Source organism: Chryseobacterium sp. SIMBA_038 (assembly GCF_046535115.1).
Taxonomy (GTDB): Bacteria; Bacteroidota; Bacteroidia; order Flavobacteriales; family Weeksellaceae; genus Chryseobacterium.
In genome coordinates this window covers 692557-705479 of sequence record NZ_JAWRXH010000002.1, presented here as the reverse complement: position 1 = coordinate 705479, position 12923 = coordinate 692557, and the positions used below count along the sequence as shown (strand labels likewise).

13 protein-coding genes are annotated in these 12923 nt (G+C 34.1%); 9 read left to right on the top strand and 4 right to left on the bottom strand.

Translation table 11 applies throughout. The features are described 5' to 3' along the window. Positions 1 to 15: 15 nt before the first annotated feature. Positions 16 to 3060 (bottom strand): SusC/RagA family TonB-linked outer membrane protein, encoded by a 3045-nt coding sequence (locus tag SB689_RS09505; protein ID WP_410691881.1) that lies wholly within the window; start codon positions 3058 to 3060, stop codon positions 16 to 18. Between the two features lie 334 nt (positions 3061 to 3394). Between SB689_RS09505 and SB689_RS09500 the strand changes: the two genes are divergently transcribed. Beyond that, positions 3395 to 4462 (top strand): phosphatidylinositol-specific phospholipase C1-like protein, encoded by a 1068-nt coding sequence (locus SB689_RS09500; protein ID WP_410691880.1) that lies wholly within the window; start codon positions 3395 to 3397, stop codon positions 4460 to 4462. 149 nt (positions 4463 to 4611) lie between these two features. Here the strand turns inward: SB689_RS09500 and SB689_RS09495 are convergent, their stop codons facing one another. The 3 genes from SB689_RS09495 to SB689_RS09485 form a co-directional block, all read right to left on the bottom strand. Further along, entirely contained in the window at positions 4612 to 5184 is a 573-nt protein-coding gene (locus SB689_RS09495) for a hypothetical protein (protein WP_410691879.1), read from the bottom strand. Between the two features lie 28 nt (positions 5185 to 5212). Then, positions 5213 to 6265, bottom strand: coding sequence for a metallophosphoesterase (locus tag SB689_RS09490; protein ID WP_410691878.1), 1053 nt, complete (start codon positions 6263 to 6265; stop codon positions 5213 to 5215). 77 nt (positions 6266 to 6342) lie between these two features. Continuing rightward, positions 6343 to 7170, bottom strand: a complete 828-nt coding sequence (locus SB689_RS09485) for a hypothetical protein (RefSeq protein WP_410691877.1) — start codon at positions 7168 to 7170, stop codon at positions 6343 to 6345. A gap of 381 nt (positions 7171 to 7551) precedes the next feature. Here SB689_RS09485 and SB689_RS09480 point away from each other — a divergent pair, with 381 nt between their 5' ends. From SB689_RS09480 to SB689_RS09445, 8 genes are all read left to right on the top strand, one after another. Then, entirely contained in the window at positions 7552 to 7764 is a 213-nt protein-coding gene (locus SB689_RS09480) for a hypothetical protein (protein WP_410691876.1), read from the top strand. 64 nt (positions 7765 to 7828) lie between these two features. Next, positions 7829 to 9499: a tetratricopeptide repeat protein gene (locus SB689_RS09475; RefSeq protein WP_410691875.1), complete on the top strand. Its 1671-nt coding sequence runs from the start codon at positions 7829 to 7831 to the stop codon at positions 9497 to 9499. Between the two features lie 14 nt (positions 9500 to 9513). Further along, the gene (locus SB689_RS09470; protein WP_410691874.1) at positions 9514 to 10179 is read left to right on the top strand and encodes a response regulator; all 666 of its coding nucleotides are present in this window, start codon (positions 9514 to 9516) and stop codon (positions 10177 to 10179) included. Positions 10180 to 10310: 131 nt separating this feature from the next. Next, the gene (locus SB689_RS09465) at positions 10311 to 10460 is read left to right on the top strand and encodes a hypothetical protein (protein ID WP_410691873.1); all 150 of its coding nucleotides are present in this window, start codon (positions 10311 to 10313) and stop codon (positions 10458 to 10460) included. Positions 10461 to 10472: 12 nt separating this feature from the next. Beyond that, positions 10473 to 10778: a hypothetical protein gene (locus SB689_RS09460; protein WP_410691872.1), complete on the top strand. Its 306-nt coding sequence runs from the start codon at positions 10473 to 10475 to the stop codon at positions 10776 to 10778. Positions 10779 to 10811: 33 nt separating this feature from the next. After that, a complete protein-coding gene (locus tag SB689_RS09455; RefSeq protein WP_410691871.1) occupies positions 10812 to 11174 on the top strand; it encodes a DUF6804 family protein in 363 nt (120 codons plus the stop codon). Positions 11175 to 11180: 6 nt separating this feature from the next. After that, positions 11181 to 11588: a hypothetical protein gene (locus SB689_RS09450; RefSeq protein WP_410691870.1), complete on the top strand. Its 408-nt coding sequence runs from the start codon at positions 11181 to 11183 to the stop codon at positions 11586 to 11588. A 5-nt stretch (positions 11589 to 11593) separates the two neighbouring features. Beyond that, positions 11594 to 12922: a beta-carotene 15,15'-monooxygenase gene (locus SB689_RS09445; RefSeq protein WP_410691869.1), complete on the top strand. Its 1329-nt coding sequence runs from the start codon at positions 11594 to 11596 to the stop codon at positions 12920 to 12922. Position 12923: the final 1 nt, after the last annotated feature.

Here is a 12923-nt window from a genome sequence, read left to right as displayed (position 1 = left end):
TCTTTTTAGATTAAATTAAAATTTAACAGTTGCTCCCAAAATGAAAGTTTTCGCAGACGGATATGTAGTGTAGTCAATTCCCAGAGACTGGTTTCCTCCAACCTGTTTGTTGGTATCAACAAGAGGATCGTAACCTGAATAGTTGGTAATCGTTAATAAATTCTGCGCACTTACGTAAAGATTAATGCTTTTCAAAAACTTCAGCTGATGCATATCGAAAGTATATCCCAGTCTTACGTTATTCAAACGAATAAAGTCTGATTTCTCAAGATATAATGACGATAATTGCGGCTGATTTGTGAAACTCGCGCCTGAATCATAAAATTCTTTCAAAACGTTTCTGTCTGAAGCTAAGTTATTGATATTTAAATCCAATGCTGTATTGTTCAATAAGTAACCGCCTGTCTGACCGATAAATGAAAATGCAAAATCAACCTTTTTATACCTCATGTAAGAATTGATCCCGAAAGTGAAATTCGGAATAGCACCTTCGAAAATTTTTCTGTCTTTCTGATCGATCCTTCCGTCTCCGTTAATATCTTCATAGATGTATTTTCCGTTGGCATCAACTCCCTGATAATTCAACATAAAGAAAGATCCTGCTTCATATCCATTTTTATAGATATTTGCCGTAACTCCGGAAAGCCCGGGCCCTGAAACTTCACCTGAATAAATTGCTGTAACCGGAAGGTTTTTAACTTCATTATTTACCGTTGCTCCGTTTACATCAAGATTCCATGTGAAATTCTCATTTTTAATAATTTCTGAACCTAAAGTAAACTCAAAACCCTTATTAACAATCTGTGCATCAACATTTTTCCAAACCAAAGTTGTTGGACTCAATACTCTTGAAGGAATATTAAGAATTGGATCTTTTGTCGTTTTGTTGTAATACTCTAAAGATCCGTACAATTTGTTTTTCCATAAGCTGAAATCTGTTCCGATATTTATTTGCTCCACCACTTCCCATTTCAGATCCGGGTTTAATGTTCTTGCGATCTTAACTCCATTGATTAGATTTAAATTATCATATAAATAATATCCTCCATCCTGAGCTAATGAATAGCTATCCTGAGTAATTTTGTTCGGAACTTCCTGATTACCTGTTTGTCCCCAGCTTCCTCTTAATTTTAATTCATTAACAATTTGAGAATCTTTCAGGAAATTTTCATTGGAGATCGTCCAACCTACTGCAGCTGAAGGGAAGTAGCCATATTTGTTATTACTTCCGAAACGCGTAGAACCATCAGCTCTTAAGGAAACCGTTAATAAGTATTTTTTATCAAAATTATAATTTACCCTTCCAAAATAAGATTGTAATTCATTTGACTGATTATATCCCGCTCCCGGAATGAATGCCTCTCCAGAATATCCAGGATTAATTTCCGGTGCAACTCCTGCTCCTTGGTTCGCAATATTTCTAACCCCGAAATAGGTTCCAGATGATTTAAATTTTTGATAAGAGAAACCTCCTAATAAGCTGAAATTATGTTTATTTAAACTAAGATCATACGTTAAATAATGTTCCAAAAGTACATTATAAGAGTCTAGATTTGCCTGAACATACATCCCTTTTGGAGTTCTGTCGGTGATGTTCGGATACATTGTTGTGTTCCTTTCCGACATTGTTTTGTCGATACCTAAATTGAATTTATAATTTAATCCCGGTAAGATTCTCAACGTTGCTTCCGTATTTCCTAATACTCTGAAAGTATTCGTTTTATCAGTATAAACACTCAATAAATACAATGGATTGTAGTGAGCATTCATGTTGAAATTCGTATAATTTCCATTTTGATCGTACACAGAACGTGTAGGATTCGCCATCAGAGCGTGGATAATTACCTGACCATCAGAACCTGCATTGGCTCCGTTCGGAATTCCGGTTTCTTTGATGTCACTCGCCGTAAGATTTAGTTTAACTTTTAATCTTTTATTATCAAAGAAAGATTCTTCGGCATTCAAACGAGCGGTTGTTCTTTTAAAACCACTGTTCAGCACGATACCATCCTGATCCATATGAGAAAGTGAGGCAAAATAATTCCCTGTTTCCGTAGATTTTGAGAATGACACCGAGTGATTCTGAGAAACTGCACTTCTGTAGATTTCATCCTGCCAATCTGTATTTCCACCGTGGTCATACAATTTATCAACTCCTGCAGCCCTGTATTGATCTGCTGTTAATAAGTCTAATTTTTTAATCACAGAAGAAAAACCTAAATACGTATCATACGTAAACATCGGTTCTCCTTTTTTACCTCTTTTTGTCGTTACCAAAACAACACCATTTGATCCTCTTGCTCCATAAATAGCAGCTGCAGAAGCATCTTTTAAAACAGTGATTGATTCAATATCTGAAGTATTCAAAAAGTTCAACGGGTTTTTAGCCTGAGCATTTCCTAACCCAACGTTCGGACTTTGTGCGCTTACCGCATCATTACTCAAAGGAACATCGTCTACAACGAATAAAGGCGTACTACCACTTCTGATAGAGCCAATTCCTCTTATCGAAACATTCACTCCCGCTCCGGGTTCACCGCTCGACTGAACGATACGAACACCGGCAATTTTTCCCTGCATCAAATTATCAACAGAAATATTCATTCCTTCTTTGAAATTTTCTGCCTTCAATTGACTTACAGCTCCTGTTAAATCTGATTTTTTCTGAGATCCGTAACCTACCAAAGTGACCTCCTCAATAGAAGTAGCTGCTTTTTTGAATTGGAGTTTAATTGAAACTGATGAAGAGGTGATCTTCACTTTTTGTACTTCGTATCCATCATAAGAAATAGATAACGTTTGTCCTACAGAAGCGGAAATAGAAAAATTTCCTGAAGCATCGGTAGTTGCCGTAGCCCCTGTTTCAACGACGGTGACTTTCGCCCCTTCCATCGCTGAACCATCCTGATCTGTGACATTTCCGGCAATTGTTTCATCCACCCGAAAGGAAACAGAATGAGTTTTTGTAAATCCTTCAGCATGAGCTTGGTTTGCCACCAAAAAGATCAATGCGATCGGAATTAGCTTTTTAAATTTAAAAAAATTAATTTTGTGGTACATATCATTAAGTAAAGTAAGTTGTAATTAAACGATGCTTTGCTTAGTAAAAAAGCCGCTGTTGTTCCCGCAACAGTGGTTTTCTTTAACTTGATCTTCGTTTCATTTTCGGCATACAAAGTAAAATGATATACCACGAAATCATTTTAACATAATGTTATCTTAAAATCAATTAAACTTAAATATCTCAAAAAGAGAAAATAAAAACACGCTGTTTATTAGTTATTTATGAAGCTATGTTTTTTCTCATTCACACAATCTTAAAAAACACTTAACATAATATATAAATCGTCTGATAAGAAGAGTCATTAATTTCGCCATTACAAAAATTGACGAAATGAAAAAGACCGCTTTTATAGTCTTGTACCTCTCTTCTTTAAATCTATTTTGGTCGCAATCTCAGAATCTTAATGATTTAAAAATTAATGAAATTCAGGTAATAGGCTCTCACAATAGTTATAAGAAAGCTATTCTTCCAGAGGTTTACAGCTATTTATCTAAGAAAGATTCTATGAATTCTCTGCCTAGAATTCAATATGAACACATTCCTATACCTCAACAATTAGATTTAGGATTAAGAAATTTAGAAATTGATGTGTATGCAGACAGCAAAGGCGGAAAATATGCTCATCCGAAGATTTTAGACCTTGTAAAAACTTCACAACCATTCGATCCTGAAGGGAAAATGAAGAAGCCTGGGTATAAAATGATCCACATTACAGATATTGATTATCAGACTTGGTATTACACATTAGAAGATTGCTTGAAAGATCTTAAAAAGTGGTCAGATGCCCATCCGGATCATGATCCTGTATTCATTACACTAGAACCTAAAGATGGAGAAACCAACAGATTTGGCACGGAACCTGAACATTACACTTCAAAACTTTTCGATGATCTGGATAATGAATTGAAAAAATATTTAGGTAAAAATAAAATTATAACTCCGGACGATATTCGCGGTTCTTACAAAACATTAAACGAAGCCGTTTTACATAAAAACTGGCCAAAAGTGAAAGATGCCAAAGGAAAATTTCTTTTTGTACTCGATAACAACAGTGAAAACAGGGATATTTATATGAAAGGACATCCTTCTTTGAAAGAAAGAATGGTTTTTACCAATTCCTCTCCTGGAACGCCTGAGTCTGCTGTTTTATTTATGAATGATCCGAGTCCGAAAATTAATGATCTCGTAAAACAAGGCTATATCATCCGAACAAGAGCCGACGCCGATACGATGGAAGCAAGGAAAGAAGACTATTCAAGGTTTGAAAAGGCGAAAGAAAGCGGTGCGCAGGTAATTACTACAGATTATTATCACCCAAGTAAGCTTTTTAAGTCAAACTATAAAATCAGTTTTGATAACAATACGTATGAAAGGAAAAATCCTGTGAATGGAAAATAATTAAAATGATATTAAAGGAGAGACTGTCTGATTTTTGGGCAGTCTTTTTTGCTTCTAGTAAATATTTTAAACACAAATAACACTAATTTTTTCACGAATAACACAAAGATAAAACGCAAGCATTCGTGAAATCCGTGGGAAATAAAAAACTACAACCTCTTTATTTCCTGTTTTTTCAAATCTATCTCGAAATGATCTGCCGGATCTCCGTTTGACAATAAAGAAAGAATTTTGAAGACCGATTTTAATTGTATGATAAAAGGATCTTGGGATTGATTGGTTTCAAATAACTTTTCCAATGTCTGATATTGTTGCAATCTTTCTTTTGGAATGTCTTTTTTAGCCAGCTCATCCGCAGATTGGAACTTATAGAGATCAAATAACAAATCTTCAAAACTCCATTTTTTAAATGATTTTGAATCAATTCTTGTTTGCTTTATTTCTGACCCTGAATTTTGCGCTAATAAAAGCAAATCTTCACCATTTAAAGATTTCGCTTTCTCCATAAATTCTTTTGGCCAATCATTCGGAATCATTCTTAAGCGAACCAATTCTTTTAAGTGAAACAGCATGAAGCCGTGATAGGATTTTGTTTTCAAAATATCCTTATTCCAAAGTGTTGCATTTTTGTTTTGACTTAATGCTTCGTACTCCTTTTCATATAAAGGAAAAAGATCGTCAAAATGAGGAACATCATTTAAAACTTCCGTTTGTACCTCCATTTTTTCAGGAGAATGAATCGTGAGAATTTTATAACTCGGTAAATATGCCGCCAATGAAGGAACCTGAACATTCACCAACATTTTCTCTTCGATTTTTCGAATTCCTGTGTCGTTGATGTGCATGTGTCCTGCAAAATGAATTTGTCAGGATTTTACCATTTAATTTTGCTTCATCTGCAATCTTTTTTACCCACTTGATCAAATGTTTTTTATTGGTCAAGACGTTATTATATCCAATGCTTGCTCCATTATAATTGGAAGGATCATTTGGATTTTCGTTGAGGTTTTTAGAAATATAGGTATTTCCATCAATTGCCATCATCCAAATCCCTTTCACTGGTTCAACAACATAACTCAGATCGGGAACAGAAAAACCTGTCGCAACGTCATACATTCTTTTGGAATAATCAGCATTTTGTAAAGCTTTTTCGAATGAATAATTTTTATAAGAATCCTGATCAAAAGGTGTACTCCAATACAGATTTTCTTTTTTGGGATAAAAACCGAAATCTTTTAATTCATTTAAAATTTCTAAATATCCGGATTCGGCGATGTCTTTTGTAATGATTCTATTCTTTGCTTTTCCAAGGTTTTCTTTGCTGTAAATTCCTAATGGATTTCCGTCCTGTCCTAAAAAATCATCCTTTCCTGCGTCCTGTCGAAACGGGCCAACAGGATCGTGGTTTCCTGTGGTTAAGTAAAAATCAATTCCATACTTTTTATGATACTGATCTAATATTGTATGAAGACCGCGCAGGTTATAGGCTTGTCCATCATCCGAAAAATCCCCCGGCATGGCGACTATTTTAATTTCCTTTGCGGCAATATCATCCAACGCTTTCAGAAAGGCAAAATAATTTTCATTAAAAATTCTCGTGGAATGCAATTGCGAATCCATCGTTCTCAGAATGGTAGGTTTTCCTGTTTTAGGATTGATAATTCCTTTAAAATTATTATCTGAAAAAGTTCCATACAAATCCTGAAAATGCACATCGGAAAGAAATGCAATTTGTACAGGTTTTTGCTGTGCCGAAAATAGAGTAAACGTAAAAAGTAAAAGTGAAAATATTCCTTTGTTCATTTTAAAATAAGACGAAAGTAATAGATTCTTTTGTGAATTGTTTTAAGCTAAGTTTAAATAATTGTGAAGGAAATTTATCATTCTACTTCTATGGAGTCAGAATGCTGAAAAGCATATTTCTCTAACATAAGAGGAGTTGATTTTCTTAATTCTCTACCAGTATCAGGATCTGTTCCGTCTTTTGTAAAAAACTCTACTTCACCATTATATTTTGAATACCATGTCTTTCCAACTGCATTTTCATAGGTCAATGTATCTTTTCGCAAAATTCTTTTAAAAAACTGTAAATTATCCTTATCCATAGGAATTTTCTTATCAAATCTTGGATTCTTGTCGTTACAATCTACTAATTTATATTCGCTTCCATTCCAATACATACACTCCATCGATGGTAACATTCCGGCAAAACCATACGTTTTATTCTTTGGATGCGAAAAAACCACACTTCCGGTGACGAGACAGATTACCAAAGCCATTTCCATAATTCCCATTCCGTTTTTCTTCATGAATTCGGGCATTTTGAAATTTTGCTCGTTCGTTATATTGATAATTATATTAGAAAGTAGCTCAGAGATTGATTCTTCATCTTTATCAACACTTATTTTAACGGTGGTTTTATTGGCATCATCATCTTTTTTGACGAAAGTTCTGGAGAAATCTGCGAAGTCTTTATAACCAACATATGCACTGAATTTATCTAAAATATCGACATCTATATTTCGGTCTCCGTTGTCACGTATGAATGTGTCATAATACCTAGACAAAGTTTTATCTGTAATATACTCCGGAAAACGTTCATCAAAATAAGCCCACAAGTAAGCTGATAGGCCATTTTTCGTTTTTTTCCCGGTTTCTTCTTCCGCCTTTCTGAATACCTCATGAATTAATAGTTTTTTCTTGGACATAGTTAGTTTTTAAGGAGTTACAAAATAGCTAATTTTTGACCATGTCGCATTACGGGTTTCCGTAATACAATTCCTGTCCATTTGATGTCCATCGATGTCCATGTTTTGTCTAACACTTGCCTTACCCATTGTCGCATCTTTGCTTCAGAAATCAGTGATAAACAAAACATTACAAAAACAAATGTACAAAACTGATTTCAAAATCACCAGATAAAACGGAGGAAAACTCCGGGTTGGGAAGCAGATGTTTCTCCTCCGTTTTTGAAGGTTCACTTCCCAAAAAATTTAAGAAGCGCTTCGAAATTTTAAACGTGTAAAACTATCTGCGATCTGTTTCGCAGGGAAGAACACGAATGCTTTAACAATAAATTTTTTGAAAACATGATCCAGTTTATATTAATGCTACTAGGTTTAGCATTCTCACATAACAACGCAAATACAACAACGTGTAACGATAATAACGGAAACCCTGTAACAGTGCAAAACGGACCGAGCGGGCCGACTACCGGAACCGGAGAAGATGGAGGGCCTGGTGGCGGAGGCGGAACAACAGGTGATACAGGACAAACTCCACCCCCTTTTACCAATCCTTAAAATTAGAAAGGACAGATTGTATAAATCTGTCCTTTTTTACTATTTTGCAGTATAAAACTAAGCTATGAAAAAAATATTCTTATTAATAATACCAATCATTCTATTTTCTTGCTCAAAAATTAAACCTTCACAAGAAAACTCAAAAGAAGAAAATTTACTACATCAAAAAGCAAGAGCTTTTAGGAATGCAAAAAATAGTGACTCTGCTTTCTATTATTATACCCTAGCCAAAGATGAGTATATTAAAAATAATGATTCATTAAGGACTGGGCAATGCTTGATCAACATGGCAATCATTGAAACAAACAAAGGAGACTTTTATGGTTCCATTGAAACCTCTGTCGAAGCTAATAAATTTCTAATTAATGTTAAAGATAGTATAACTAGAAGAGATCTAGCTGCTAGTTTCAACAATATGGGTATTGCTTCTGCATTTATGTACAATTACGATGAAGCTATTAATTTTTATAAAGAAGCCATCCATCATGCAATAAGTACCAATATAAAACGTACTTATTATAACAATATAGCAGTCTCATTACTTTCTAAAAAAGATTCAAAGCAAGCATTGCAATATCTTAGAGATGCTATTTTGATTACAGATCCCAAAGATTATTCGAGAGCTTTAAATAATTTTGCTAAAGCAAAATTCATGGAAAATAAAAATTACAATCCACTTCCTGAATATTACAAAGCTTTAGAAATAAGGCAAAAAGATAAAAATACAGAAGGATTGAATTCAAGTTACTCTACATTATCTGACTATTTCAAAGAAAAGGACAAAAATAAATCTCTTTTTTTTGCACAGAAAATGTTAGAGACCGCAACAATGGTTAAAAATCCTGAAGATAAGCTACAAGCGTTAAACAAACTTATAGAACTTGATCCCAATAACATTTCAAAATATTTCAAAACTTACCAATCCCTTAATGATAGTCTTATAATTTCAAGAAGCAGAGCTAAAAATCAGTTTGCTTATTTCCGGTACGGTATTGAAAAAGAAAAAGCAGAAAATCTTAGTTTAAAAGCAGATGTAATACAACGAGAAAACCACATTCTACAACAATATTTTCTCGTAGCATTACTAGCTCTAGCATTAATAATAATTATTGTCTCGTATCGAAAAAGACAAAAAAGATTAAAACAAGAAAACGAATTAAAAATAAAAGACAACCAACTCAAACTCTCTAAAAAAGTACACGACGTTGTAGCAAACGGCATTTATCAGGTAATAACCAAAATTGAAAATCAAGAAAATATTGATAAAAATGAAATGCTGGATGAGCTGGAATTCGTCTATGAAAAATCAAGAGATATTTCTTATGAAAAAATAGATTTAAAGGAAGATGAGGAAGATTTCAGCAAGAAAATTTCAAAGCTTATTGCCACCTTTAAAAACGAAACAGTAAATACCTATGTTGCCGGAAATGATGAGACCATTTGGAAAGACGTGAAACCATCTAGTCAGGAAGAGGTTTATCAGATTATTAGAGAACTTTTGGTTAATATGAAAAAACACAGTCAGGCAGACAGAGTAGTTTTAAAATTTGAGAGAATAAATAATTTTATCACAATTCATTACACAGACAATGGTGTAGGGATCTCTGGAGAATTAATTTATAAAAATGGGCTCACGAGTACGGGTTCCCGTATAGATTCTATCGGCGGAGAAATTACTTTTGACACCAAAACCGAAAAAGGATTGAAAATTAATATTTCATTTCCTGTATCCTAAAAAAAGAGAAAAGAATGTTCAAAAAAATTTTAATCGCCGAAGACCACGAAATGGGCAGCCTGTCTATCCAAAAAACATTAGAAGATCTTAATATTCCCAATATTGATCATGTTTACTATTGTGATGATGCAATAGCAAAAGCTCAAAAATCTATCCGAGAAAATGCTCCTTACGATTTGCTGATCACCGATCTTTCTTTCGAGGAAGATCATCGTGAACAAACCATTAAGGACGGAAAAGAATTAATTGAGAAAATAAGAGAAATACAACCCTCTTTAAAAATAATTGTATTTTCAGGAGAACACAAATCAGGAATTATTGATTCGCTTTTTACAGAGTCTAAAATTAACGGGTATGTTCGTAAAGCAAGAAATGACTCAAGAGACCTGAAAAAAGCAATTGCATCCGTTTATGTTAACGAAAATTATTTATCCCTAGACCTTAAACAGGATGTAAAAAAGCTTAATAATTATGAGTTTTCAACTTATGATCTTACCTTAGTTTCCCTCCTTTCACAAGGCGTTCTGCAAAAAAACATACCTGTTTATCTTCAAAATAATAATATGAGACCTAACAGTTTAAGCAGCGTCGAAAAAAAATTAAACAGCCTAAAAGAAGATCTTGGGGTCACGAGCAATGAGCAGTTGGTTGCTTTTTGTAAAGATTTGGGGGTTATTTAATTATTTCCTCAATCATTTTTATATAAACCTTTCAATTTTTTTGAAAGGTTTTTTCATTTTACGGGTTCCCGTAAGGATTGGTTTTTAAAGCGTTATACTTTTGGAGTGTTAAATAATTAAAAATTTTTATTATGAATGTAAAACACACACCAACAGCAATCGTCCATAAAGGACAAAAAGGAGGTACAACAGGTTGCGGTACCGACACAACTGTTCATTCTGATCATTGGACAAATACCAATGACAAAATAACTTGCGATAAGAACGGATGTAAAAACTAAAACACAATCACTATGAAAAAACTACTACTTACAAGCCTTTTAGGTTTAGCTCTATTATTACCTGCAAGCTTTTCAGCATCAACAAGCGGAACAACCTCAACAACTGAATTTTCGGCAAAAAAACCGAAGAAAAGCAAAAGCTCAAGAAAAAAGAGCAGAAAAAGCAAAACGAGAAGCTCTAGGTCTTCTTATTCTCAAAGCAAAGGCTGTACTTACAACGGACACTCATTGTATGTTGGAGAAAGAGGAGGATGCTACTACATGGCTGGAAACAGTAAAGAATATGTAGACAGATCATACTGCTCAGGTTGTAATTAATTTCTCTAAAAAAGCCCGACTAAACTAAAAACCATGAAATACCTCATCATTATAGCCGCTATCTGCTGTTTTATCGGCATTATAGATCTGCCTTTCGGGTACTATACGTTCCTAAGGGGAATCGTTTCTGTGATGGCCTTAATCATTATTTTCAATGAATTCAGGAGCAGAAGATTTTGGTTTATTGCATTTGCGCTCATTTTCATTCTTTTCAATCCGATTATCCCGATTTACTTTTATCTAAAGCCTTTTTGGATTATCATTGACATCATTGTCGGGCTTTTGTTCTTGTATTATTTTTCGACATTAATTCCGAGAAAGAAAACAAAAGAGCCTGAAATCATCAACACAAAACACGAAGAAATTCCACGAACACGAGACAGAATAATCAAATAAAACACTATGGAAACAGTACAAATACCAGAAAATCTAAAAGCTCACTTTTTAAGATTGTATCAAATGGCGATCTGTGATGATGATTTCAGTGCCCTGGAACTGAAAATGCTTTACAAATCGGCCGAAGAAAGAGGAATTTCAGCTAAAAATCTTGATGAAATTCTTTTAAATCCCATCAATTCAAAGTCATTAATTCCTGAAACCATTGAAGAAAAGGTAGAATACCTCTACGATCTCACCGTAATGATCTGGGCAGACGGCGTTGTTTCTCCCAATGAATATTCAACCTTAAAAAAGTATGTTTCAATGTTCGGATTTATGGAGGAAAATGTAAAGGACATTGCCGATTACCTCATCGAAGCCGTAAAGGAAGGAAAAACTAAAAGTGATATTCTTAACGACCTTAAACACTAATAACCATGAATACCATGACATCTAATCTCAAGAATCTTTTTCGTTTAAAGCCAGTTCCCATCGAGGAAAATCAGGATCAGCTTTCAAAAACAGAATCGTTAGGAAGCGAATCTACCGAGGAAAACAGAAAAAGAACCTATCACGAATCCGGTTATAGAGACAGTTCAAGAAACAACGGAAATCATACCGCTTTGTCGATTTGTCTTGATGCAATTTATTCTAAATTTCAAAATGAAGAAAAAGAACTGGTTGAAAAACAGAAAAAATTAAAGGAACCTTACCTCAACGAGCAGAAAAATAAAGAAACCGAAATCAAAGGACTTACCGTTTCTTTAGACAATAAGGAAGATCAGCTGAACAATGTAGGAACAGACATTCAAAACGTTCAGGACAAGATTGAAAAACTGAAATTTGAAATCAATGATCTTCCAAGAAATCCTGAAGCCTACAGCGTAAAGGCAACAAAAGGAGCTTCTACAAAATTCTGGATCGGATTAATTATTTTGATTCCGATAAGTTTATACCTCTTTACTTTTTATATTTCGACTTCATATTCGGCTTTTTTTAAAAGTTTTGATGCCAACGGAAATATTATTCAAAGTGTCTTGGATGCGCAGGCCTTCAACAAAGCTTGGGATGAAGGTCCGCTTGAAGGAGCTTTTGTAACATTAATTCCGTTTGTATTTTTAGGATTAGGATACTTGATCCATATGTTTGGAGAAAATAAAAGCTTTGTTAATTATTCTAAAGTCGCCCTGTTATTCATTATAACATTCGTTTTTGACGCCATTTTAGCATATGAAATTGAATCTAAACTGTATGAACTCAACAGAACCTTTACTTCCCCTCCTTTCGATCTTTCGATAGCTTTTACAAAGAATCAGTTTTGGGGAATTATTTTCGCGGGATTTATTGTTTACATTATTTGGGGACTCGTTTTCGACTTTGTAATGAAAGAAAATAAAGAAAAAGACAAGATAAAGCACGAACAAACAAGAAGGCAGAAGGATATTATCGTTCATCAGGAAAGAATTGAAGATTTCGAGAAACAAAAAGAGGAGATCCGAATCAACATTGGCAGCATTAAAGAACTGATAGCCAAAGCAAAAGGCAGAATTGAAGAGCTTCAGAACATCATTGATGGGGTAATTATTCCTACAAAGGATTACAAACTGTACGCCTCAGAATACATGCAGGGCTGGATTACCAATATCAATGAAAGAATTCATTCTCAAAAGCTGGTGGAAGAATGTATTGAAAAGTACAATGCAAACCTCAAGAAAGTTGGAGCCAATGCCGACAGCCAGAACACTGTTTATATGTCAATCTTATAAA

Coding starts and splice junctions, on each gene's coding strand:
- SB689_RS09505 (WP_410691881.1), bottom strand. CDS start 3,060: ATGTACCACAAAATTAATTTTTTTAAATTTAAAAAGCTAATTCCGATC.
- SB689_RS09500 (WP_410691880.1), top strand. CDS start 3,395: ATGAAAAAGACCGCTTTTATAGTCTTGTACCTCTCTTCTTTAAATCTA.
- SB689_RS09495 (WP_410691879.1), bottom strand. CDS start 5,184: ATGGAGGTACAAACGGAAGTTTTAAATGATGTTCCTCATTTTGACGAT.
- SB689_RS09490 (WP_410691878.1), bottom strand. CDS start 6,265: ATGAACAAAGGAATATTTTCACTTTTACTTTTTACGTTTACTCTATTT.
- SB689_RS09485 (WP_410691877.1), bottom strand. CDS start 7,170: ATGTCCAAGAAAAAACTATTAATTCATGAGGTATTCAGAAAGGCGGAA.
- SB689_RS09480 (WP_410691876.1), top strand. CDS start 7,552: ATGATCCAGTTTATATTAATGCTACTAGGTTTAGCATTCTCACATAAC.
- SB689_RS09475 (WP_410691875.1), top strand. CDS start 7,829: ATGAAAAAAATATTCTTATTAATAATACCAATCATTCTATTTTCTTGC.
- SB689_RS09470 (WP_410691874.1), top strand. CDS start 9,514: ATGTTCAAAAAAATTTTAATCGCCGAAGACCACGAAATGGGCAGCCTG.
- SB689_RS09465 (WP_410691873.1), top strand. CDS start 10,311: ATGAATGTAAAACACACACCAACAGCAATCGTCCATAAAGGACAAAAA.
- SB689_RS09460 (WP_410691872.1), top strand. CDS start 10,473: ATGAAAAAACTACTACTTACAAGCCTTTTAGGTTTAGCTCTATTATTA.
- SB689_RS09455 (WP_410691871.1), top strand. CDS start 10,812: ATGAAATACCTCATCATTATAGCCGCTATCTGCTGTTTTATCGGCATT.
- SB689_RS09450 (WP_410691870.1), top strand. CDS start 11,181: ATGGAAACAGTACAAATACCAGAAAATCTAAAAGCTCACTTTTTAAGA.
- SB689_RS09445 (WP_410691869.1), top strand. CDS start 11,594: ATGAATACCATGACATCTAATCTCAAGAATCTTTTTCGTTTAAAGCCA.